The sequence below is a fragment of the Flavobacterium frigoris genome (genome assembly GCF_900111075.1).
Classification (GTDB): domain Bacteria; phylum Bacteroidota; class Bacteroidia; order Flavobacteriales; family Flavobacteriaceae; genus Flavobacterium; species Flavobacterium frigoris.
Map to the genome: position 1 here is coordinate 24,388 of NZ_FOFZ01000008.1, position 22,703 is coordinate 47,090.

General features: G+C 32.4%; 21 protein-coding genes. 8 read left to right on the forward strand and 13 right to left on the reverse strand.

What is annotated here, in order from left to right; genetic code table 11:
• Window positions 1-287 precede the first annotated feature (287 nt).
• Window positions 288-836 carry a DUF1697 domain-containing protein gene (locus tag BMW63_RS11505; RefSeq protein WP_074723622.1) on the reverse strand — a complete coding sequence of 183 codons (549 nt, stop codon included), beginning with the start codon at window positions 834-836 and terminating at the stop codon, window positions 288-290.
• A 90-nt stretch (window positions 837-926) separates the two neighbouring features.
• Between BMW63_RS11505 and BMW63_RS11510 the strand changes: the two genes are divergently transcribed.
• On the forward strand, window positions 927-1,178 hold the full coding sequence (locus tag BMW63_RS11510; protein ID WP_074723623.1) for a hypothetical protein: 252 nt from the start codon (window positions 927-929) through the stop codon (window positions 1,176-1,178).
• On the opposite strand, the gene BMW63_RS11515 is transcribed toward BMW63_RS11510, so the two are convergent.
• Window positions 1,175-1,678 carry a CAP domain-containing protein gene (locus BMW63_RS11515; protein WP_074723624.1) on the reverse strand — a complete coding sequence of 168 codons (504 nt, stop codon included), beginning with the start codon at window positions 1,676-1,678 and terminating at the stop codon, window positions 1,175-1,177. The two genes, BMW63_RS11510 and BMW63_RS11515, sit on opposite strands and share 4 nt — an antisense overlap.
• Before the next feature lie 757 nt (window positions 1,679-2,435).
• On the opposite strand from BMW63_RS11515, the gene BMW63_RS18680 reads away from it, so the two are divergent.
• Window positions 2,436-2,699, forward strand: coding sequence for a transposase (locus BMW63_RS18680; RefSeq protein ID WP_074723625.1), 264 nt, complete (start codon window positions 2,436-2,438; stop codon window positions 2,697-2,699).
• A gap of 121 nt (window positions 2,700-2,820) precedes the next feature.
• Here the strand turns inward: BMW63_RS18680 and BMW63_RS11525 are convergent, their stop codons facing one another.
• The 8 genes from BMW63_RS11525 to pyrR all read right to left on the reverse strand — a co-directional run bounded on the left by BMW63_RS11525 (window position 2,821) and on the right by pyrR (window position 9,482).
• On the reverse strand, window positions 2,821-3,324 hold the full coding sequence (locus BMW63_RS11525) for a CAP domain-containing protein (RefSeq protein WP_074723626.1): 504 nt from the start codon (window positions 3,322-3,324) through the stop codon (window positions 2,821-2,823).
• A 495-nt stretch (window positions 3,325-3,819) separates the two neighbouring features.
• Window positions 3,820-4,509: a CAP domain-containing protein gene (locus BMW63_RS18450; RefSeq protein WP_245744948.1), complete on the reverse strand. Its 690-nt coding sequence runs from the start codon at window positions 4,507-4,509 to the stop codon at window positions 3,820-3,822.
• Between the two features lie 622 nt (window positions 4,510-5,131).
• Window positions 5,132-5,635, reverse strand: a complete 504-nt coding sequence (locus tag BMW63_RS11540; protein WP_245744950.1) for a CAP domain-containing protein — start codon at window positions 5,633-5,635, stop codon at window positions 5,132-5,134.
• Between the two features lie 225 nt (window positions 5,636-5,860).
• Entirely contained in the window at window positions 5,861-6,505 is a 645-nt protein-coding gene (gene pdxH / locus BMW63_RS11545) for a pyridoxamine 5'-phosphate oxidase (RefSeq protein ID WP_074723628.1), read from the reverse strand.
• A gap of 101 nt (window positions 6,506-6,606) precedes the next feature.
• The gene (locus BMW63_RS11550; protein ID WP_074723629.1) at window positions 6,607-7,512 is read right to left on the reverse strand and encodes a ribonuclease Z; all 906 of its coding nucleotides are present in this window, start codon (window positions 7,510-7,512) and stop codon (window positions 6,607-6,609) included.
• Window positions 7,513-7,570: 58 nt separating this feature from the next.
• Window positions 7,571-7,903, reverse strand: a complete 333-nt coding sequence (locus BMW63_RS11555; RefSeq protein ID WP_074723630.1) for a ribonuclease Z — start codon at window positions 7,901-7,903, stop codon at window positions 7,571-7,573.
• Window positions 7,904-7,955: 52 nt separating this feature from the next.
• Window positions 7,956-8,882: an aspartate carbamoyltransferase catalytic subunit gene (locus BMW63_RS11560; RefSeq protein WP_074723631.1), complete on the reverse strand. Its 927-nt coding sequence runs from the start codon at window positions 8,880-8,882 to the stop codon at window positions 7,956-7,958.
• A 60-nt stretch (window positions 8,883-8,942) separates the two neighbouring features.
• Entirely contained in the window at window positions 8,943-9,482 is a 540-nt protein-coding gene (gene pyrR / locus BMW63_RS11565; RefSeq protein ID WP_074723632.1) for a bifunctional pyr operon transcriptional regulator/uracil phosphoribosyltransferase PyrR, read from the reverse strand.
• 208 nt (window positions 9,483-9,690) lie between these two features.
• On the opposite strand from pyrR, the gene BMW63_RS18150 reads away from it, so the two are divergent.
• The gene (locus BMW63_RS18150) at window positions 9,691-9,864 is read left to right on the forward strand and encodes a hypothetical protein (RefSeq protein ID WP_175460281.1); all 174 of its coding nucleotides are present in this window, start codon (window positions 9,691-9,693) and stop codon (window positions 9,862-9,864) included.
• A 69-nt stretch (window positions 9,865-9,933) separates the two neighbouring features.
• On the opposite strand, the gene BMW63_RS11570 is transcribed toward BMW63_RS18150, so the two are convergent.
• The 3 genes from BMW63_RS11570 to nagB form a co-directional block, all read right to left on the reverse strand.
• Complete coding sequence (locus BMW63_RS11570) at window positions 9,934-11,553, reverse strand: ABC-F family ATP-binding cassette domain-containing protein (RefSeq protein ID WP_074723633.1); 1,620 nt, start codon at window positions 11,551-11,553, stop codon at window positions 9,934-9,936.
• Window positions 11,554-11,822: 269 nt separating this feature from the next.
• Window positions 11,823-13,847 (reverse strand): beta-N-acetylhexosaminidase, encoded by a 2,025-nt coding sequence (locus BMW63_RS11575; RefSeq protein WP_074723634.1) that lies wholly within the window; start codon window positions 13,845-13,847, stop codon window positions 11,823-11,825.
• A 32-nt stretch (window positions 13,848-13,879) separates the two neighbouring features.
• Complete coding sequence (gene nagB / locus BMW63_RS11580; protein WP_074723635.1) at window positions 13,880-15,817, reverse strand: glucosamine-6-phosphate deaminase; 1,938 nt, start codon at window positions 15,815-15,817, stop codon at window positions 13,880-13,882.
• Between the two features lie 323 nt (window positions 15,818-16,140).
• Between nagB and BMW63_RS11585 the strand changes: the two genes are divergently transcribed.
• The 5 genes from BMW63_RS11585 (at window position 16,141) to argC (ending at window position 22,698) form a co-directional block, all read left to right on the forward strand.
• Window positions 16,141-17,802 carry an MFS transporter gene (locus tag BMW63_RS11585; RefSeq protein WP_074723636.1) on the forward strand — a complete coding sequence of 554 codons (1,662 nt, stop codon included), beginning with the start codon at window positions 16,141-16,143 and terminating at the stop codon, window positions 17,800-17,802.
• 145 nt (window positions 17,803-17,947) lie between these two features.
• Complete coding sequence (locus BMW63_RS11590; protein ID WP_074723637.1) at window positions 17,948-19,132, forward strand: hypothetical protein; 1,185 nt, start codon at window positions 17,948-17,950, stop codon at window positions 19,130-19,132.
• A gap of 456 nt (window positions 19,133-19,588) precedes the next feature.
• A complete protein-coding gene (locus BMW63_RS11595; protein WP_074723638.1) occupies window positions 19,589-20,206 on the forward strand; it encodes a GNAT family N-acetyltransferase in 618 nt (205 codons plus the stop codon).
• 68 nt (window positions 20,207-20,274) lie between these two features.
• Window positions 20,275-21,468: an argininosuccinate synthase gene (locus tag BMW63_RS11600; RefSeq protein WP_074723639.1), complete on the forward strand. Its 1,194-nt coding sequence runs from the start codon at window positions 20,275-20,277 to the stop codon at window positions 21,466-21,468.
• Between the two features lie 252 nt (window positions 21,469-21,720).
• Window positions 21,721-22,698 carry an N-acetyl-gamma-glutamyl-phosphate reductase gene (gene argC / locus BMW63_RS11605; protein WP_074723640.1) on the forward strand — a complete coding sequence of 326 codons (978 nt, stop codon included), beginning with the start codon at window positions 21,721-21,723 and terminating at the stop codon, window positions 22,696-22,698.
• Window positions 22,699-22,703 lie beyond the last annotated feature (5 nt).

Sequence of the window (22,703 nt, forward strand, 5' to 3'; positions counted from 1 at the left end):
TAATTAATTCTCTAAAATAATATAACAACCTGTTTTAAAGAGTATTAAAAAATATATTATCAACTATTTAAGTATAAATTTAAAACAAAAACTTCAAATAAATTGCGAATATTATCATAAGAAATAGAGTGATAATGAACTTTATTTTGAAGAATCGCCAGTATAAAAAAACTCCGAAATCACTAGATTCCGGAGTTTTAGTTATATCAGTCAGTTTTAAATTTACTGTTTTGCATCTCAATTTATTAGTCTAAGCTTGGTAAAGTAAAAACCATCCCGATTATATTTTAATTCATTTCTTGATACATCTTTAGCAAATTTGTGACTGTATTCCAGTTTCTGATGGTCGCCGTCAGGTTTAATTTTTTCTCGATATATTTCTGATCTAGCCTTGTTTTCCCTGCTCCTACAGCGTATTTAATAAAAATCCGATTGCCGTCTAGATGGGCTTCGTCAGGCTTAAATTGACTGATTTTTAAATCATTGATATTTTCAGAACGAAGCTCTTTAGAAACAAAAGCGACATATAATTTCTTCGTGTCTGCTTCTTTCTCTTTTAAAAACGGATTGTTGGTAAAACAAGCTTGGAGATCTGCTGTATTAAGAATGATTACTGGTACATCACCGCCAAAGACTTTAAAAATTTCCTGCTTGATAATAAAACCTACTTTAGCGGCACTTTCTTCTTCTGTGGTTACAAAAACATTCCCTGATTGAATATACGTTTGCACTTTTGTAAAACCAATGTTTTCCAAAGTGGTTTTTAATGCGTCCATTTTTATCATATTGTGACCAGAAACATTAATGCCACGAAGAAGTGCGAGATGGGTTATCATTTTATATCTTTTTTTATTGAATCTTCCAAAGGTATTGTGTTTATAATGAATTACCCAATTTCTTATTTCATAAATAAAGTATAAGCCTTGTTGAGGAGAGAAGTAGCTAATGAAAAAATATTTGTTGATTTAAAAGAAGTTTGTGCAATCAAACTAATGGTCCCTGCATTGTTCGATATTGAAATAGATTTTGCAATACAATATTTAAAAAATAGAAAAGTCTATTTAAATAATGGAATGAATAATACCAAGGGAAATTTGTATTATTTTTACCTTATAAAAATAAAAAAGAGACTGTCAATTGGGGGAAGACAGCCTCTAATTTTAAAAAAAACTAATTAAATTTTTGCAAATATGTTAGTATAAAATTTCTTACCTGTTACTGGATTTTCTCTTATTGAGATTCCAAAATGAGTAAAATTACCAACTATATTTTCTTTGTGTCCAGGGCTATTCAACCAGGCATTTAACGCTGCCTGAGGAGTATTATAATTATAAGCGATATTCTCACCTACTGTTTTAGCTCCTAGTGTTTTTATAATATTTTCAGAACGGTCTACAAAACCATCATGATTAACAACATTATTACTAATCATATAATTATCATGATCTTCTGATTTAACAGAAATATAATTAATTTTTTCTAATGAATTTAGTCCAACACTTACTCTATAATCATTTATCAATTTCATTGCTTCTAATTCACTTGGACTATAAGTATAATTTGCATCAACTAATATTTTTGCTTCTACCGTAGATGCTTCTGAAGCATCAGATGAACAGGAATTTAATGTAAAAATAACTGCTAAAAGAAGTACTGAGTAAAGTAGTTTTGTTTTCATAATTTAGTAGTTTAAGTTTAAAGTAGATTGTGGGGCAAACTTCTTCAATGTTGTTTTACTATATGTTCTAATTCTTTTCAAACATACATACAATTCCGTTAAAACTACATAAATAATCGACAAACTACATCATTTTGTTAATAACGTAATAATTGGATTACTTTAAGTGAATATAAATTTTAAAAATATCTAAAAAATTAAAGCCATTAGATTGCAATATTCACACGTTTATTATAAAATAATTATATATTCTAAATGGATTAAACTTACAAATTTGTAGAAAAAAAATTAAAATTAAAGTATTCAAGTTAATTTACAAATAGAAGAGTACCATACTAAACAGATCAAATTATAATTCTAAAAATCATCCTTATCGTTTTTAAATTGACAATTTATAAGACGGTAAAAAAAGTTTTAGATACCTACTAAAAAGAGATCAATTCTGTCCAAAAAAGATGTATGAAATTTAAATTAGGAATTAGTTTTTTTACTGAGCTTATTGTGCAGTATTTTCAGATATGGATAAGTAAAACATATATAAAAATCGCGCTGAGTTGATGACGTAATGAAGATAAGTGACAAGTGGTGCTTAGTACTACTAATCATTAGACATAATTTAGTAGAGACACTATTTTTTTTATAAAAAACAAATCTAAATATTTAGTAAGTTAAAAAGGACGTTACTTATTTTCCGGATATTTAAATAGCCTGTAATCTAGCGCAAGAACGGCATAATATCATTGAAATGAAAAGGTTTATGGTTTCGTCAAAATTAATTAAAGAAAAAGTAAATCAAGTTCGATTAAAGTACTTCAATATAATTTCTAGATTGATTGTAAATCATTATCAAACAATCTTAAACTATTTTTATTATGGTTTCATAAATACTTCTGTTGAATCCTTAAATGTGAAGATAAAAATTTTTATGTCTAAATTTAGAGGAGTTAGAAAGATTAAATTTTTCCTTTTTATTTTACCTTTAATTATCGCTATTCCGCGAGTTTTCAACTTGGTTCATTAAGAATGTAGAAATAGCTGTGGAGTTTAATTTAAAAACATATAATTCTAAATTAGTCTAAAAACAAAAAAAGAAGCTGTCATTTGGGGAAAGACAACCTCTTTTTTTAAAAAAAATAAACGAATTATATTCTTGTAAATATGTTGGTATAATATTTCTTACCTGTTACAGCGTTTTCTCTTATTGAAATTCCAATATGAGTGAAATTACCAACTATATTCTCTTTATGACCGGGGCTATTCAACCAAGCAGTCATTGCAGCTTGAGGTGTATTATAATTATAAGCTATATTTTCACTTACTGTTTTAGCTCCTAGTGTTTTTATAATGTTTTCAGAGCGGTCTACAAACCCATCATGATTAACAACATTATTACTAATCATATAATTATCATGATACTCTGATTTAACAGAAATGTAATTGATTTTTACTAATGCATTAAGACCAAGGCTTACTCTGTAATCATTTATCAGTTGTATCGTTTCTAACTCATTAAGACTATAAGTATAATTTACATCAACATTTACCTTTGCTTCTACTGTAGATACTTCTGAAGTATTAGACGAACAGGAATTCAAAGTGAATATAGCTGCCGTTAACAGTACTGCTCGAAATAAATTTTTCTTCATAAATTTAGTAGTTTAAGTTTAAAGTAGATTGTGGGGCAAACTTCTTTAATATGCATTTATCACGTTTTTTTCTTTTCAAACATACATTTATTTGCGACAAACAACAAAAATAGTTGATAAAATACACTTTTTTATTTGTATTGTATTATTTCACTTACCTTAATAATGAATGAAACAAGAAATAAATAAATTCTAATAAATGACGGAAAGTAGTATTCTTTCACTTAATCTTAAAAGAATACGTTAATTATTCGTGGTGAATTTCAATATGAAGAAAGAGCTATTATCGTATCCAATATAAATCAGCTTTATTTGTGAAATACTTGATGGAGTTTAGAATTGATTATTTCTCAAATGAATGCGTACTGATTCTAGGATAATAAATATTGAAATAAAGGTGGTCTTTAAAAATATATAGCACTATACTTTCCTAAATTAAAATTTAGAGGCTGAAAACAGGGAATAGACAGCCTCTAATTTTAAAAAAGAAAATAATTAAATTCTCGCAAAAATATTGGTATAGTATTTTCTACCAGTAGCAGAATTTATTCTAATTGACATTCCAAAGTTAGTATAAGCCCCTTCAATAGCTGCTTTGTGTGAAGGACTTGCTAACCAAGCATCAAAAGCAGCTTGTACTGTACTGGAATTATAGGCAACATTTTCGGAAGTTGATTTAGCTCCTAAGGTTTTCATTATATCTTGGGAACGCGCAGTAAAATTATCATGACTGAGTATGTTTGTCGTTATCATATAATTGTTGTGTTCTTCTGCCTTTGTGGAAATATAATTGGTTTTTATTAACGTATTTAAACCAATACTTACCCTGTATGCATTTATTAAATCCATAAGTTGAAGTTCAGAAGCACTATAAGAATAACTATATGGGTCAGTTGTTGGCGTCGGAGTTGGCGTCGGCGTCGGAGTCGGAGTCGGAGTCGGCGTCGGTGTTGGAGTCGGTGTTGGTGTTGGAGTTGGTGTTGGAGTTGGCGTTGGAGTCGGTGTTGGTGTTGGTGTTGGTGTTGGAGTCGGAGTTGGCGTCGGTGTTGGAGTCGGTGTTGGAGTCGGTGTTGGAGCTACTATTTCAACAGGTAAAATAGGTTCTTCATAAGGATCTGTAGTACAAGAATTCATAGTACATATTACTGAGGCAAGTAATAATGTGGCAAGTGATTTAAATTTCATAAAATTTTGTAGTAGTTTGATTACCAAATAGTTCGTGTCTAAAATTATTTGGAAAAAATTGTTTTTAATATCTTTTATTAGAATCCAAAACTACTTTTTTCATCCATAAACTACTAACTAAAATCAATAATTTACAAAAGTTTAACTGCAGTTTATGTGTTTTTCTTACTTTAAGAATGAGCGTTTTATTTTTGGAGCAGGGAGCTGTTATAAATTTCGAATAAACAAAAAATTAAATCTCGTTTAGATCACATAAAACATACGAAATTTGTAAATCCTTTAAATAGCAGCTTCTTGATTAGCTGTTTTGAACTTATTCTTACAAAAGAAATAATTGGAGTATATTATTTCTGTCGATTATGCCTTTTACTCAATAGTTTATAAACCAATTAATTGAAAACACTTTTGTTATGTTTTATTTGTGGAAATTAATTATCAAACTATAAATATTCATGTGTTTGTTGAATGTGATGTATACGTAGCTTTTGAATCTCTTTAATTTGCTCCTTTTTCATTTACTTTATCTTATTCTAGGAGATCACAATATCAAATTACTAATTTGATCTAAAATAAAAAGGCTGCATCAAATTGATGCAGCCTTTAGAATTATAAAAATACTAAATTATATTTTAGCAAAAATATTGGTGTAATATTTTCTGCCAGTAGATGAATTCACTCTTATTGACATACCAAAGTTAGTAAAAGCTCCTTCAATATTAGTTTTATGTCCTGGACTAGCCATCCATGCATCAAAAGCAGCTTGTGCTGTACTAGAATTATAGGCAACATTCTCACCTACTGATCTAGCTCCCAAAGTTTTCATTATATCTTGAGAACGCACTGCAAAATTATCATGACTAAGTATATTAGTAGATAACATGTAGTTATTGTGTTCTTCAGCCTTTATAGATATGTAATTAGTTTTTACTAATGAATTCAAACCCTTACTTACTCTATAAGCATTTATTAAATCCATAAGTTGAATTTCAACACTACTATACGAGTAATTATGTAGATCAGTAGTTGGTGTCGGAACAGGTGTTTTTGTACGTATTCGTTTTTCTAATGCTAAAGATTCAGCTGATGTTCCAGGAGTTTCATAAGAGTCCGTGGAACAAGAATTCAAAGTACATATCACGGTTGTAAGTAATAATGCAAAAAATGATTTTGTTTTCATAAAAATTTGTAGTAGTTTGATTATAAATTAGTTAGATAGACTAAAAAAATTTATAAATGTTAAATATCTTGTTTTTTTTTTAGATTTCAAAACTACTTTTTTTGCCGATAAACCATGTTATAAAATGGACAAATGACAATAAATTAACATCAGACAATATCATTTTCTTACATATCAAGGAGAAAGTCTTTCAATTTTCCAAGAAAAATCTTCTACGCTTTTATACCGGATTCTGTCATGCAGACGATTGGGTCTTCCCTGCCAAAATTCAACTTCAACAGGAACAACTAAAAAGCCACCCCAATGTTTTGGCCTTGGAATTACCATACTTTCATATTCTACCTCTAATTGTTTTAAATTTTCCTCGATATAAGCACGAGAAGGAACGACTTCACTTTGATTAGAAACTATCGCTCCCAACTTACTTCCTTCAGGTCTTGAATCAAAATAATTATCAGAAATGACCTCAGAGGTTCTATGAGCAATTCCCTTTATGATTACTTGACGCTCCATACTATGCCAAAAAAAAGAAAGACATATATTTGGATTGGCCTCAATAGCCTTGCCTTTCTCTGAATTATAATTGGTATAGAATATAAATCCTTCTTCTGTGAATCTTTTCAACAGCACCACTCTGGATTTTGGAAACCCATCCAAACCAATTGTTGCCACAGTCATTGCGTTTACTTCTTCAGTTCCTCCAAAATCCTCTGTTTCGTGAAACCATCGATTGAAAAGATTAATTGGATCTTCCGGAATGTTAGATTCTAATAACTCGCTCTTTTCATATGACTTTCTATAATTACTTAAATCTTGCATTTCTTATTATTTTAAGATTATCCTATTTAATATATTATCTATTTTTAAAAAACTAAAAACAAGACTGTTTATTATTATTTTCTAAAAACTAATGACTTCGATTAAAAATCAAAACTTCGTCCATCGTCAGCTAAAAGCACTTTAGAAAAAATAGTCTCCGCTTCCTCTTTAAAAAGACTGATATTCTCATAACGCGTCGAATAATGCCCCAAAACCAATTGTTTCACATTTGCTTTCAAAGCGATTGTAGCCGCTTCTCTTGCCGTGGAATGCATTGTCTTTCCCGCCAGCGTTTCTTCTGATTGTAAAAAAGTTGACTCGTGATATAATACATCTACGCCGTTTATTATTGGAATAATAGCCTCATTATAGGCTGTATCAGAACAAAAAGCATAACTCTTTGGGGGCGTTGGATCAAATGTCAATTGTGCATTTTTAATTAGCCTTCCATCGTCTAAGGTGATGTCTTTCCCGTTTTTGATATTTTGAAAATAACATTTGTCAATTTCATAATTCTGAACGGCATCTGTATTCAGTTTCCTTTTATCCATTTTTTCCTCGAATAAAAAACCATTGGTATAAATGCGGTGTTTCAACGGGATTGTTTTTACGATAGCTTTATCATCTTCAAAAACAATTTGACTTTCATTTGATTCTAATTCATGAAAATGCAAACCATAATTAGTCCATGAATTGGCTAATCGCAATTGTAATTTTATAATTTCTTTAATCCCTTTTGGACCATAAATATGTAAATCGGTATTTCGATTGAGTAATGTAAACGTACACACTAAACCTATCAATCCAAAAAAGTGATCTCCATGCAAATGCGAAATAAAAATATGGTTGATTTTAGAAAATCTTATTTTGTTTTTACGTAACTGTACTTGTGTACCTTCTCCACAATCGATTAGAAATAGTCTATTCTTGATTTCTAATATTTGCGAAGTGGGATTGGTAAAAGTGCGGGGAGTTGCTGCATAACAGCCTAGTATTGTTAGTTTCAAAATTATGCTTTTCGATTAAAGACATTTAGATAAATTATCCATTAAGAATTAAATATTTTTAAAAACCCAAATCTCTTTCAATTTCTTCCATTTCGATAATATCCTGCGCTTCCAGTAGAGAAGGAACAACAGTTAATTTATCAGGAACTGCATTATAATCCAACTCAGAAATAACAATTATAAAAGATTTTTTTGCTTTTTTATGTTGCTTAGACAAAGGCAAGAATAATTTAACGTCATCTACAGTCAAGTCTTTATGATGCAAAAGGTCTATTATAATATTATGTTTTTCGAAGGTTTTATATTGATGTGTTACTTTCATCAAAAAAGAAGTGAAATCCCCTTGAGTGTCTTTGATTGTAATTGTGTGTCCTTTTTGATCTACTTTCATTATACTGCGTTTTCAGAATTACTATCTAGCTAAGTTACTACCTTTTTTTATATTACTGAATTTTTGATGCTAAAAGATAAATCACCGCCATTCGTATTGCTACACCATTTTCAACTTGATTCAAAATAACGGACTGATGGGAATCGGCCACTTCAGAAGTAATCTCTACTCCTCTGTTTATAGGTCCCGGATGCATAATTACAATTTCCTTATCTAAAGAATCTAATAGTGTTTTATCTACACCATATTGTTGTGCGTACTCTCTAGTCGATGGAAAATAATTCACATCCATGCGTTCGTTTTGCACGCGCAACATATTAGCAACGTCGCACCATTCTAGTGCTTTACGCAAATTAGGCTCTACTGTTACCCCCAGTGATTCAATGTGTTTTGGAATTAGGGTTTTTGGTCCGCAAACTTTAACTTCTGCACCTTGCATTTGCAGAGCATAGATATTAGATAATGCAACTCTGGAGTGCAATACATCTCCTACGATTACAACTTTCTTACCTCCTACTTCACCTAGTTTTTCTCTTATCGAATAACTGTCTAATAGTCCCTGAGTAGGATGTTCATGCGCACCATCACCGGCATTTATGATGCTTGCTTTTACATTTTTAGACAAAAAATAAGCTGCTCCAGGATTAGCGTGACGCATCACTACCATATCCACTTTCATCGAAAGAATATTGTTTACCGTATCTATTAGTGTTTCCCCCTTCTTTACAGACGATTGAGCTGCTGAAAAACTAATAACATCTGCAGATAATCGTTTTTGTGCCAGTTCAAAGGAGAGTTTTGTTCGGGTACTATTTTCGAAAAATATATTGGCAATCGTAATATCTCGTAAAGAAGGTACTTTCTTAATGGGACGATTAATGACTTCTTTGAAATGATCGGCTGTTTCAAAAATAAGGTCAATATCATTCTTGTTAATATATTTTATCCCTAATAAATGATCTACGCTTAATTCTTTCATTCGTTTACGATTATTATTGTTTTTATAAAATTAGATTCTTTACTATTTAATCTAAATCCTCTAATTAGTCACTAAATACACTGCATCTTCACCGTTATTATCGCTCCATTCTACCTTCACTTTTTCATTGTTAATAGCATCAACTTGTCTCCCTCTATAATCGGGCTGTATAGGTAGATTACGGCTAAAGCGTCTGTCAATTAAAACAAGTAGTTCTATTTCTGACGGCCTACCAAAAGATTGAATAGCGGTCAAGGCAGATCGAATGCTTCGCCCTGTAAACAAAACATCATCAATAAATATCACTTTCTTGTTCTCGACAATAAAATTAATTTTAGTTTCATTTGCCTCCAAAGGTTTGTCCGTTCTGCGAAAATCATCTCTAAAGAACGTAATATCTAACAGCCCTAATTTTATTTCGGGTGTATTATATTCGTTTTCCAAAATATTTTTAAGTCGCTCAGCAAGAAAAGTTCCTCTAGGCTGAATCCCGATCAGAATAGTATCTGTAAAGTCAAGGTGTTTTTCAATTAGCTGACAAGCCAAACGATGCAGAATGATATTGACTTCTTTGGAATTGAGCAATACTTTTTGAGTCATAGTAAAGTGTTGTTTTTAGTCTCGCAAATATACGAATTCCAGTTTAGGATTTTATAATTATCATTCGAGATTAAAAAATCATTGAGACAAAAGAGCAATTATAAAAATAGTATAACAAATATATAGAATTATATAAAAGTAATTTTGACTTATTTTATTAATTTTATCAAAGCTAACAAATCAAATTTAGAACTAAATAGTAGAAATTATGCAAAATAAAATAATTAGAATATTGTTGTTGTTAACAGTAATATTATCCCTAACAGGATGTTCAGTAGTAGAAGGAATTTTTAAAGCTGGAATGGGTGTGGGTATTTTTATAGTAATCGCGATTCTAGCGGTAATTCTCTTTATCGTGAGTAAATTATTTGGTAAAAAGTAACCAAATTTTAATATAAAAAAACTCCTGCAGCATCGACTACAGGAGTTTTTTAAAATAGTTTTATCGCTCTTATTTAGTATACATCTTAGTTCTCAATTCCTGAACTTTTTCATCGTCTAAATATTCATCGAATGTCATATAACTGTCGATAGCTCCGTTAGGAGTTAATTCCACTACTCTGTTACCCACAGTTTGAGCAAACTCATGATCATGAGTAGTAAAGATTACCGATCCTTTAAAGTTTTTCAATGAATTATTAAATGCTTGAATAGACTCTAAATCCAAGTGATTTGTAGGTTCATCAATCATCAATACATTTGCTCTCTCCATCATCATTCGAGACAACATGCAACGCACTTTTTCTCCTCCTGATAACACTCTACATGTTTTTAATGCCTCTTCTCCTGAGAAAATCATTTTACCAAGGAAACTACGAATATTAACTTCATCACGTTCCTCTTCTGTTTTTACCCATTGACGCAACCAATCTACAAGTGTCAAGTCACTCTCGAAAAATGAATGATTTTCAACTGGTAAATAAGCTTGATTGGTAGTAACTCCCCAGTCAAAAGTACCCGAATCTGCCATCTGGTTTCTGTTTAATATCTCGTAAAAAGCAGTCGTTGCACGAGAATCCTTAGAGAATAAAACAATTTTATCTCCTTTAGCCATATTCAAATCAACTCCTTTAAATAAGACCTCACCATCAATAGATGCGCTTAAACCTTGAATATTCAATATTTGATCTCCTGCTTCACGCTCTTGATCAAAGATGATCGCGGGGTAGCGACGACTTGAAGGTTTTATCTCAGATATATTTAATTTACTAATCATTTTTTTACGAGAAGTAGCTTGTTTAGACTTGGCTACATTCGCAGAAAAACGACGAATAAATTCTTCTAATTCTTGTTTCTTTTCCTCTGCTTTTTTGTTTTGTTGTGCACGTTGTTTTGCAGCTAACTGACTTGATTCATACCAAAAAGTATAATTTCCTGAATAATGATTTATTTTACTATAATCAATATCCGAGATATGTGTACATACAGAATCTAAGAAGTGACGGTCATGCGATACAACAATTACAGTATTTTCATAGTTTGCCAAGAAATTTTCTAGCCAAGCTATGGTTTCAAAATCCAAATCATTGGTTGGCTCATCCATTATCAGTAAATCTGGGTTTCCAAAAAGAGCTTGTGCCAAAAGGACGCGAACTTTTATTTTTCCCTCTAGATCTCCCATTAAAGTATAATGATGCTCTTCGCCAATACCTAGATTTGACAGCATTGAAGCGGCATCAGAATCTGCATTCCAACCACTCATTTCTTCAAACTGCACTTGTAATTCTCCTATTCTATCTGCATTTTTATCATTATAATCTAAATAGAGCTCGTCCATTTCTTTTTTGATAGAATATAATGTCTTGTTCCCCATAATTACGGTTTCCAATACGGTATGTTCATCAAACATATTGTGGTTTTGACTTAAAACCGACATACGTTTCCCTGGCTCTAAATGGACATGTCCTGATGTCGGATCCATTTCACCTGAAATTATTTTAAGAAATGTAGATTTCCCAGCTCCATTAGCTCCGATAACTCCATAAATATTACCATGTGTGAAGGTGGTATTTACTTCGTCAAACAAAATTCGTTTGCCAAACTGAACTGATAAATTATTAATTGTTAGCATGTATATTTTTTTATAAAATTTGTGCAAAAGTACAAAAAAAATTACGATTTTTTAAATCTGTAAATACATATTTGTGAAATCAATAACTCCAAAGCTTAAAAATATCTGAAAAAAATATTTCTTTTTACTTTTTTCAAAGATTTAAAACCTATCTTTCTTATTATAAAACAGTTAAAGAATAAAAAATCAATGAAGCAGCTGTTAACCAACAAAAAGATTAAAGAAAAAGAAATCTTCTACTATCGCTTTTCAGCTACTCCTTTTGGCAGTTATAGCAGCCTTTTTAAACTAGCATAAACCGCTAATTCTACATCGGCCGAATTCCGAATAGTTAATTGTTCTAATAACTCATTTAATGCTTTTTTATCAATATTTTGTTTTTCTTCAATCGCTAACAAAAGCTGCTTTGAAATCATGCTTAAATTATTAGACATAAGTAAAACAGGCTGAATCAATGGAGCGTTAGCACTCAATGCAATTAAATCATTATTCATGGCTATCCATTTTCTAAAAAAACTCGTTACCACAATTTGATTTTCAGGACTTTTATTTTCTAAATATTGATTTACTGCCTTATTAAAATCATAAGCGTCAGAAGCATCGGCTGTACAAGCATCAGCAAATAGCGTTAGTGGAGAATACATAAAATACTTTTTCCCACCACCATTACGTTTGTAATTTTTTAAAGGTTCACAAATATTCGTAAAATCATTCAACGCCCTCGTGTCTTGATGATTAGTAATATTTCTCAAAATCACTTCTTTATTTCTAATATGCATTACTCCTACTTCTTCCAGTCTGGACGAAATGACTTTTAATCTTCTATGCATGCTATTTAAGTCTGTAATAGTATCATTTGACCATAATCTCTCCGCTATTGCAGCAGTTCTTGGCCAGATTCTTGAATCTATGTTTAAAGGCGTAACCAGTTCGCTCCACATGGCCGCCTCCCCACCTAGTATTCGTGCCTTTTCTTCCGGAGAAAGAGCAATATTTTTAGGTAATGGATCATTTAAATAATGACCATCAACACTAAGCATTAAATCGATATAATATCCATTAGACAAAATAGTATTATAACCATTTTTTGCAGCTGTAATTAGAGCGCCACCGGGAGTAACTCCTTCGTTGCCTCCTCTCCATGCATGAATGATAGCGTCTTTAGACATGTCTTTGGTCATAATCTCCTCCCACCCCATCAGTCGTTTATCATGCTTCTTTAACATCGGTATCAACTTCATGTTGAAATAGGTTTGCAAGTCATGATTACTTGTTATTTTATTTCCTTTTTTAAATTCCTCAATAGCAGGATTTGCATTCCACTCTTTACCGTTGTTTTCGTCTCCGCCAATGTGAAAATATTTACTGGTAAACAGTGGACATACTTCGTCAAAAATTTCGCCTAATAATTGATATGTTTTAGGATTCGTAGGATCAAGTGCCGAATCATAAATTCCGGATCTTCGTCCAACAGTATAAGGCATGCCAACACTTTGTTTACTCCCTATTTCAGGATAAACAGAAAGTAAAGCGGAAGCATGGCCGGGAATATCTATTTCAGGTACTACCATAATCCCGCGTTCATCAGCATATTTGACAATGTTTTTAATTTCTTCTTGGGTATAATAATCTCCGTCTGAAGCCAACTGGGTCAACTTTGGATGTTTTTTTATTTCGATTCTCCAACCTTGATCATCGACTAAATGCCAATGAAAGACATTCATTTTCATTGAAGCCATCGCATTAAGATTTCTCTTGATAACATCAACAGGTTGAAAATGCCTTGCTGCATCAATCATCAACCCTCTCCAAGTAAACCGCGGCGAATCCGTAATTTCTACTGCTGGAAAATAAAAAGAGGTGCCATTATTTTGCATTAATTGCAATAAGGTCTCCAATCCATGTAAAGCACCTAAATCATTTGTCGCATTAAGTGTAATCTTGCCTGATACTATAGAAAGCTGATAACTTTCGTCTTCGTTTAATCCAACCTTTCCCTTTCGACCGCAGTTTATCAGTAATTCTGCTTCAGGAAATTCATTGATTTTTGTGACATATTCCTGTCCTAAAAACAATCCAGTTCTACTATCTAATCTTCTTAGAAAGTTAGTTGTGCCTATAAATAGTCTGGCATCCGAGTTACCTGTAATATTGACTTTGAATTGTTTGGTCAACATAAAAGTACCTGAAGTCAAATTTATGTTTTGTGGCCAAGGCATAAGGTCTAATTGCTCTTTTCTAATTTGAGCATTCGACACAAAAGCGGCCAACAATAGTATAACAATGTATTTCATAGATTTTTTTATGCGTTTAATTTTTTGTTTTTTTAATAATCAAATCGTTTAAAAGCTTCAATGGCTTCATATTCAGGTAGCCCTAAGTTATCATAAAGCGTGGCGGTATGTTTATTGCGGTCCTCGGCTCTTACCCAAAATTCTCTTGAATCATCCCCTTGATACATCACCATATCCTTTTGGGACTGATGGTACAAAATAGCGTGCCTTTTTAACAGCACTTCGTCTGGACTTAACGGTACTGCCATATCGATTTCATGAAGTTCCCATTCATGCCAAGCACCGCGATACAACCACAACCAGCAATCATGCATATATGATTGGGGTTTTAATTGTTTCATTGCCGCAAATATGGCATTCAAGCAAACTTCATGTGTACCATGTGGATCTGCTAAATCTCCTGCTGCAAAAACTTGATGTGGTTTTATTTTTGCGATAATAGCAGCGACAATAGTAATATCTTCATCGCTTATTGGCTTTTTCTTTATATGCCCTGTTTCGTAAAAAGGCATGTCTAAAAAATGAATGTTTTTATCTTGCAATCCAATGTACCTCGTTGCACCGAAAGATTCTCGGCGCCTTATTAATCCCTTTAGCTTTCTAACTTCTATTGAATCAACTTGATTTTCCGTTTTGTTATTTAAAAACTCGATTACTGAAGCAAAATTAATTTCAGCAGTGCCCATTCCAACAAAATCATTCCCCACTTCTGCAAATTTTAAGGCTTCATCGTCCGTAACTGCAATATTTCCAGAGGTTTGATATACGACATGGACATCATGACCTTGCTTTATCAATTTCGAAAAAGTACCTCCCATCGAAATCACGTCGTCATCCGGATGAGGACTAAAAAGGATTACTCTTTTTTGACTTGGACTCGCTCGTTCCGGCCGATAGGTGTCATCTGTATTGGGTTTTCCACCCGGCCATCCCGTTATGGTACGTTGCAATACATTAAACATATTAATATTTAAATCATACGCAGATCCTTCTTGCGCCAAGAGATCAGACATTCCGTTATTATTATAATCTCTGTCGGTCAGCTTTAAAATTGCTTGATCCGTCTTTTGACACAGCCAAACAATAGCTTTACTCTTCAATTCTTGAGTCCAAATACAGTCACCAACCAACCAAGGTGTTTTAAATCGGGTCAATTCTGATGCTGCCGATTGGTCCAAAACAAAAGTGGTATTCGGATGATTTTGCAAAAACGAAGCGGGAACTTCAGCGCTGATGTCTTCCTGAATTGTTCTTTTGATTATATCGGCTTTGTTTTGTCCCCAAGCCATCAAAACAATTCTCTTGGATTGTAAAATAGTGGAAACACCCATGGTAATTGCTCTTTTGGGAACATTGTCAGTACCGTTAAAATCAGACGAAGCATCGACACGTGTAATATGATCCAGAGTAATAATTCGGGTTCCAGAATTAATATGCGATCCTGGCTCATTGAATCCTACATGTCCAGTACGTCCTATACCTAACAACTGAAAATCAAGTCCTCCCGAATTTTTTATTTTGATTTCATAATCGATACAATACTGCTTTATTTCTTCAATAGAGACGGTTCCGTCTGGTATGTTGATGTTTTCCAGCTTTATGTCAATATGATCAAAAAGATGTTGGTGCATGAAATAATGATAGCTTTTGTTATTGTCTATTCGCATCGGATAATATTCATCCAAATTAAAAGTAATTACATTTCTAAAACTAAGCCCCTCTTCTTTATGCATCCGCACTAATTCTTCATATACCATTATGGGCGAAGAGCCTGTAGCCAAGCCAAGAATACAATTTTCTTTTTTCTGTTGTTTGGATTTAATTAAGTCAGCAATTTCTTTAGCAACAATCATAGATGCTTGTGCAGCATTTTTGAAAATTACGTTATGGATCTTTTCAAACCGCGTGTCTTCAAATTTACCGGGGCTTTCATAGCTGATCTCTGGCTTGTTGTTAAAATTACTTTTCATATTGTTTTGTTTATTACTGAATCATAAAGGTATGAAAATTTCGACTCGTTATAAGTACCGTTGTTTTACCAAATAAATCTTCGGTTAAGTTAATAAAAGTGTAATTTCAAGTCTTTATTAGAAATTAATTCTATTCGATAAGATGTTAATAAGAGAAAAAATTGAAAAAAAATCATGCTTTTATAACAAAAAGTAATTATTCTATAATTATAATAAGATTTATTCGAAATTGTTTTTTTTTAATTTGAGTAACAAATATATTTACGCTCTTTCAATTACCAAAATTGAAATTTTACATATAAAAAATTAACCAATTTACCACTATGAGTACAGAACAAACTAAGTCAAATAATTCCGCGTTATACACGCTCATCACGGTGTTTTTCTTCTGGGGATTCATTGGAGCATCAAACGGTGTTTTCATTCCCTTTTGCAAAGCCAAGTTCGGTTTAGATCAATTTCAAAGTCAGCTAATTGATTTTGCATTTTATGGTGCCTATTATATTGGCGCATTACTTCTTTTTGTATTTAGTAGCCTAGCTAAAAAAGACATTTTGAATGGTTGGGGATTCAAGAAGGGAATAATATATGGATTATTGATTAGTACTTTTGGAGCAGTATTAATGATATTAGCTGTTACTCAAGGGAGTTATTTGTTTATATTAGGAGCCTTATTTATTGTTGCCTTAGGTTTTTCATTGCAGCAAACTTCTGCACAACCTTTTGCAGCTTCACTAGGAGAAGCTCACACGGCATCAAGCAGATTAAACCTTGCAGGCGGAATCAACTCATTAGGAACTACTATAGGACCGATAGTTGTTTCTTTTGCTTTATTTGGTGTGATATCTGGTGTTAGTATCGAAGAGTTTGCACAAAAAGCAAATTCATTGGATTCTATGAGAATTCTATATGTGTTTGTTGGAGGCTTATTCCTATTGGCTGCAGCCTTATTTTATTTTTCAAAAAAATTACCGTCGGGAAAAAGTGATTCTTCATTTGAAACGGCAAACAAAGCAATGAAAACGCTAATCGCAATTACTTTAGTATTAGTTGGAATATTTGCCTATATTTTTTCACGTTATGAAGACCCTCAATTTATTGCTCATTTTATAGATAATAATGAGAAAGATTATTTAGGATTAGGGTTAACCGTTGCAACACTACTTGTTGTTGTTTTAGGTCTTTTGTTTGCTAATACTACAGCTCAAAAAAATCCAGAAGGATGGGGAGCAATGAAATACCCACAATTGGTTTTAGGTATGTTAGGTATCTTTACCTATGTAGGTGTCGAGGTAACTATCGGAAGTAATTTAGGTGAGTTGTTAAAGACTGATTTATTTGGTCAAATTACAGGATCTGCTTTAGCTCCTTATATTTCTATGTACTGGGGAAGCTTAATGATCGGACGTTGGGCTGGTGCGATTTCAGTATTTAATCCTTCTAATAAATTAAAGAAAATTTTACTTATTGTTGTTCCTTATGTTGCCTTTGGAGTAGTTCTATTTGTAAATTACATCAGTGGACAAGACGTGACGCCTTTATATGCTTATGCCTTTGTTATCGTTTTTCAAATAGCTGGTTTTTTCTTAGGTCAAGACAGACCTGCAAGAACATTGATGATTTTTGGATTAATGGGTATGATTGCCATGATTATTGGTTTATCAACTACTGGAACTGTCGCTATTTTTGCATTTATGAGCGGTGGATTATTTTGTAGTATTATGTGGCCTTCTATTTTCTCATTAGCTATCGCTGGTTTAGGAAAATACACCTCTCAAGGTTCAGCATTCTTAGTAATGATGATTCTGGGTGGAGGGATTATTCCCCCATTACAAGGAAAACTTTCTGATATAATAGGAATCCATGCTTCGTATATTATTCCTGTTTTGTGCTTTGGATATTTGGCTTTCTTTGGATGGAAAGTAATAGGAATATTGCAAAAACAAGGAATTGGTCACGATATTGAAGTGGGTGGAGCTCACTAATACAAATCAATACTTTTATTAAAAAAGGGGCTTAATTATTATTCAAACAGTAGAACCATCAAATTGAATTTTGATGGTTCTTTTTTTTCGGTATTATTTTGAGTTTTGAATTTTAAAAAAATATATTTGTCTAAAATTATTAAATATGAAAAAATCTTTACTCCTACTCTCTTTTATTATCCTTGTTGCAGCATGCGGTGTAAAGAGTACTCAAAACTTATTAAGTTCCGGTAATTACGATGCGGCAATAAATAAAGCAGTTTCTAACTTGCGTACCAACAAAGAAAAAAAAGGAAAACAGGATTACATCTATTTACTAGAAGAAGCTTTTGCTAAAGCCAAAGAGCGCGATTTGAACGCTATAAATTTATTGGCCAAAGATGCAAATCCTGTCAAGCTGGAAAAAATGTACAATATGTATCTGCAACTCAACTCGCGTCAGGAAAAAATTAAACCAGTACTTCCTTTGGGATTGATTAGAGAAGGGCGAAATGCAATATTTCCTTTTGACAATTATAATGACCAAATCATTGATAGTAAAAATGCCCTTTCTGCGTATTTATATGCTAATTCAAAAAAGTTGTTATTAACCGACAATAAAATGAATTTCCGGAAAGCGTATGATGATTTAGGATATTTGAATCAGATAAACCCTAATTATAAAGATGTTTTGAGTCTTATGGACAATGCACTCTTCAAAGGTTCTGATTATGTCATGGTGGAAACAATTAACCAAACCAATATGATTATACCTGCCCGTTTACAAAATGATCTATTGGACTTCAGTACCTACGGATTAAATGATAAATGGACAGTCTACCATTCCTCTAAGCAAAAAGGCATTAAGTATGATTACGGAATGCTTATTCGTTTCAATCAAATATACATTTCACCGGAGCAAATCAATGAGAAAGAATTTGTAAAAGAACGTAAAGTAAAAGAGGGTTCGAAGAAACTGTTAGACGATAGGGGAAAAGAAGTCTTAGACAAGGATGGTAAAGTAATCATGGTAGATAATTTTAGAGATGTAACCATTCGTATTTATGAATTCAGACAGTTTAAATCGTGCCAAATTACAGCTATTGTTGATTATGTTAGTTACCAAGACAACCGTCTTCTAAAATCATTTCCTTTGACTGCCGAAAATATCTTTGAAAATATTTACTCTAAATACAAAGGAGACAAGCGCGCCTCAGACGATAATTACGCTTCGTATTTTGATAATAATAGGTTGCTTTTTCCAACCAATGAGCAGATGGTTTATGATACTGCCGAAGATTTAAAATTGAAAATAAAAGAGATAATAAGCAGGAATCCATTTAGAAATTAAACGAATAACAAAACTCCTTGAGAACCATATTTCTCAAGGAGTTTTTTTTTAAAATTCAACAAAGAATTAAAATTTTGTTAGAAAATGTAAAATAAGTATTCTGCTATGAAAAATAGTGTACTTTTGCACTAATGAATAATACAATTGTAAATATTAATCCAATCTCACGGACAATCAAACCTACTACTTCACCCGAAGTACGGACGCTATTAGTATAGTTTCCAAAGTTGTTTTGTAAATATTTTTATTCATTTATTATTTTTTCGTTTTGAAATCACATTTATTTTCTATTGGAATAGTATTTTCCAAAATCAGTATACCATTTATATTATTCTATTGTTATTCAGCTTATTGGACTATAAATTCGTATTTTAGTTTTTTTATTCAAGGAAGCAAAGAATGTATTTCAAAACTAACTTACAAATCATTTTTTAACTCAAAAATTCAACTCTTGTAATGAACATCTCTATTATTATAGCCCAGGAAGAGCATTTCAAGTACGCACAAGTTATTTGCGATACTATAGAATCATCTGCCTTATTGAGAGGAACGGGGATTGCCAAAAGAACTCCTGAATATATCCTAAAAAAAATGGAAAATCAGGATGCCGTTATCGCTTTAGACAATGGTACTTTTGCAGGCTTTTGTTATATCGAAAGTTGGCAAGACAGCAACTATGTCGCACATTCAGGATTGATCGTACATCCCGATTACAGAAATTTAGGTTTGGCCAAAAGAATTAAATCCAAGGTTTTTGATTACTCGTTAGAAAAATATCCAAATGCTAAAGTATTCGGAATCACAACGGGTCTTGCCGTCATGAAAATCAATTCTGAACTAGGGTACAAACCCGTGCCATTTTCTGAATTGACTACGGATCCAAGTTTTTGGAAAGGATGTCAAACCTGTACTAATTATGAAATTCTAAAAAGTAAAGAAAACAAAATGTGTTTGTGTACTGGAATGCTTTATGACCCGAAGGAAAAAGCGAAAGTTCCACCAAAGCACCCTTTTAATGTACGGATTTGGAACCGATTGAAAAAAATCAAACAAGCCCTTTTCTTAGAAGACTAATTTAGAATAAAACAAAAAATATAATCTGCTAAAGGCCTAAAGCCAATAGCCCATAATAGCTCAAAAAAATGAAAAAAGTTGTATTAGCATATAGTGGAGGTTTAGACACCTCATATTGCCTTAAGTATTTAAAAAACGAAAAAGGATATGAAGTTCACACCGTATTAATCAATACTGGAGGTTTTGATGATGCCGAATTAAAAGCAATTGAAGAAAGAGCCTACGAATTAGGAAGCGCAAAACACGCTAACCTAACCATTGTAGATCAATATTATGACAAAGCAATCAGGTATTTAATTTATGGCAATGTATTGAAAAACAATACCTATCCTTTATCCGTAAGTGCTGAACGTGTTTTTCAAGCTATTGAAGCTATAAAATATGCAAAATCAGTTGGTGCAACTGCAATTGCTCATGGAAGTACGGGTGCAGGAAATGACCAAATTCGTTTTGATTTAATTTTCCACACCATCGCTCCCGAAATTGAAATCATTACTCCCATCAGAGATTTGAAACTATCAAGACAAGAAGAAGTGGATTATTTATCAAAAAATGGGGTACACTATTCTTGGGAAAAAGCACAATATTCTATCAACAAAGGGCTTTGGGGAACAAGTGTTGGCGGAAAAGAAACTTTAACATCAAATCAACCACTTCCTAATGATGCCTATCCTTCGCAATTACAGAAAGAAGGAGAAGAAAAAGTGACCTTAACCTTTGAAAAAGGAGAATTGGTGGAAATCAACAATATAAAAAAGTCACCTATTGATAATATTGTAATTCTTGAAAAATTAGCAAATGCTTTTGCTATTGGTAGAGATACGCACGTAGGTGACACTATTATTGGAATTAAAGGAAGAGTTGGTTTTGAAGCTGCTGCTCCATTAATTATTATAAAAGCACATCATCTACTAGAGAAACATACTCTTGGTAAATGGCAACAATACTGGAAAGAGCAGCTAGGAAACTGGTACGGAATGTTATTTCATGAAGGACAATTTCTTGATCCTGTGATGAGAAACATTGAAGCTTTTCTTGAAGACACTCAAAAAACAGTAAACGGGAAAGTGATCGTTTCTTTAAAACCATATCACTTTACGCTTGACGGAATTGAATCAGATAACGATTTGATGAATACCGGTTTTGGACAATACGGTGAAATGAACAATGCTTGGACATCTGATGATGCAAAAGGATTTATCAAGATACTTGGAAATGCCCAAAACATATTTTCGTCTGTAAACAATGAAACTTACGAGTAAATTAAGGCTTTTTATAAGGAGCAGAAACATTTTGCTCTTTAGGAAATTCCGTCCCGCTTTCCGTTGCAATCTTTTCCTTTTTGAAAAAAAGTAAAAGGATTTTCACTGCAATCGGGGCTAATAAGGAAGTTTCGTTTTACACAGAAACTTTTTACAATCTGTTTATACCATTACGCAATTAAGTTTCATTCAACTTAATTTTCCTTAATTCCTTAATGGTTTAAACAAAAAATGTTTTAAAAAATAGATATTATGATTAATGTTGGAATAATAGGAGGTTCAGGATATACGGCAGGAGAATTAATTAGAATTCTAATGTTTCACCCTAAAGCAAAACTTGATTTTGTTTACAGCACTACAAATGCAGGTAAACCTTTATCAGTGGCGCACCATGATTTGATGGGTGATATTGAAATGAATTTTACTGATACGGTAAACCCGAATGTCAATGTAGTTTTCTTGTGTCTGGGTCATGGAAAATCGATTCAGTTTTTAGAACAAAATCAATTTGCCAGCCATACTAAAATCATCGATTTAGGAAATGATTTCAGATTGACAAAAGACAACCAATTTGAAGGAAAATCATTTGTTTACGGTTTGCCTGAACTGAATAAAGCCAATATTAAAAACGCCAACTATATCGCAAATCCAGGTTGTTTTGCTACGGCTATCCAATTGGCTTTATTACCGCTTGCAGCTGACGGACTATTAAATAACGATGTGCATATCAATGCTACAACGGGAAGTACTGGCGCAGGAGTTAGCCCATCAGAAACTACACATTTCAGTTGGAGATCAAATAATATGTCGCATTACAAAGCATTCGATCATCAGCATTTAGGTGAGATTAACCAAGGTGTGAATCAATTACAAGCTGATTATACAAACGAATTGATTTTCGTGCCTAACAGAGGAGATTTTGCAAGAGGAATTTTTGCTACGCTTTATACTACTGTAGAAGAAAGTTTAGAAGATCTGGTTGCGAAATATGAAGCTTTTTATAAAGACCAACCTTTCGTAACCGTTACCAATACAAACATCAATCTGAAACAAGTAGTACAAACGAATAAGTGCATCATTAGTTTAATGAAAAAAGGAAACCGGGTACTAATTACTTCAATAATTGATAATTTAGTAAAAGGCGCATCAGGACAAGCCATCCAAAACATGAATTTAATGTTTGGATTAGAAGAATCTACAGGATTGCACTTGAAACCAAGCGGATTCTAAAAATT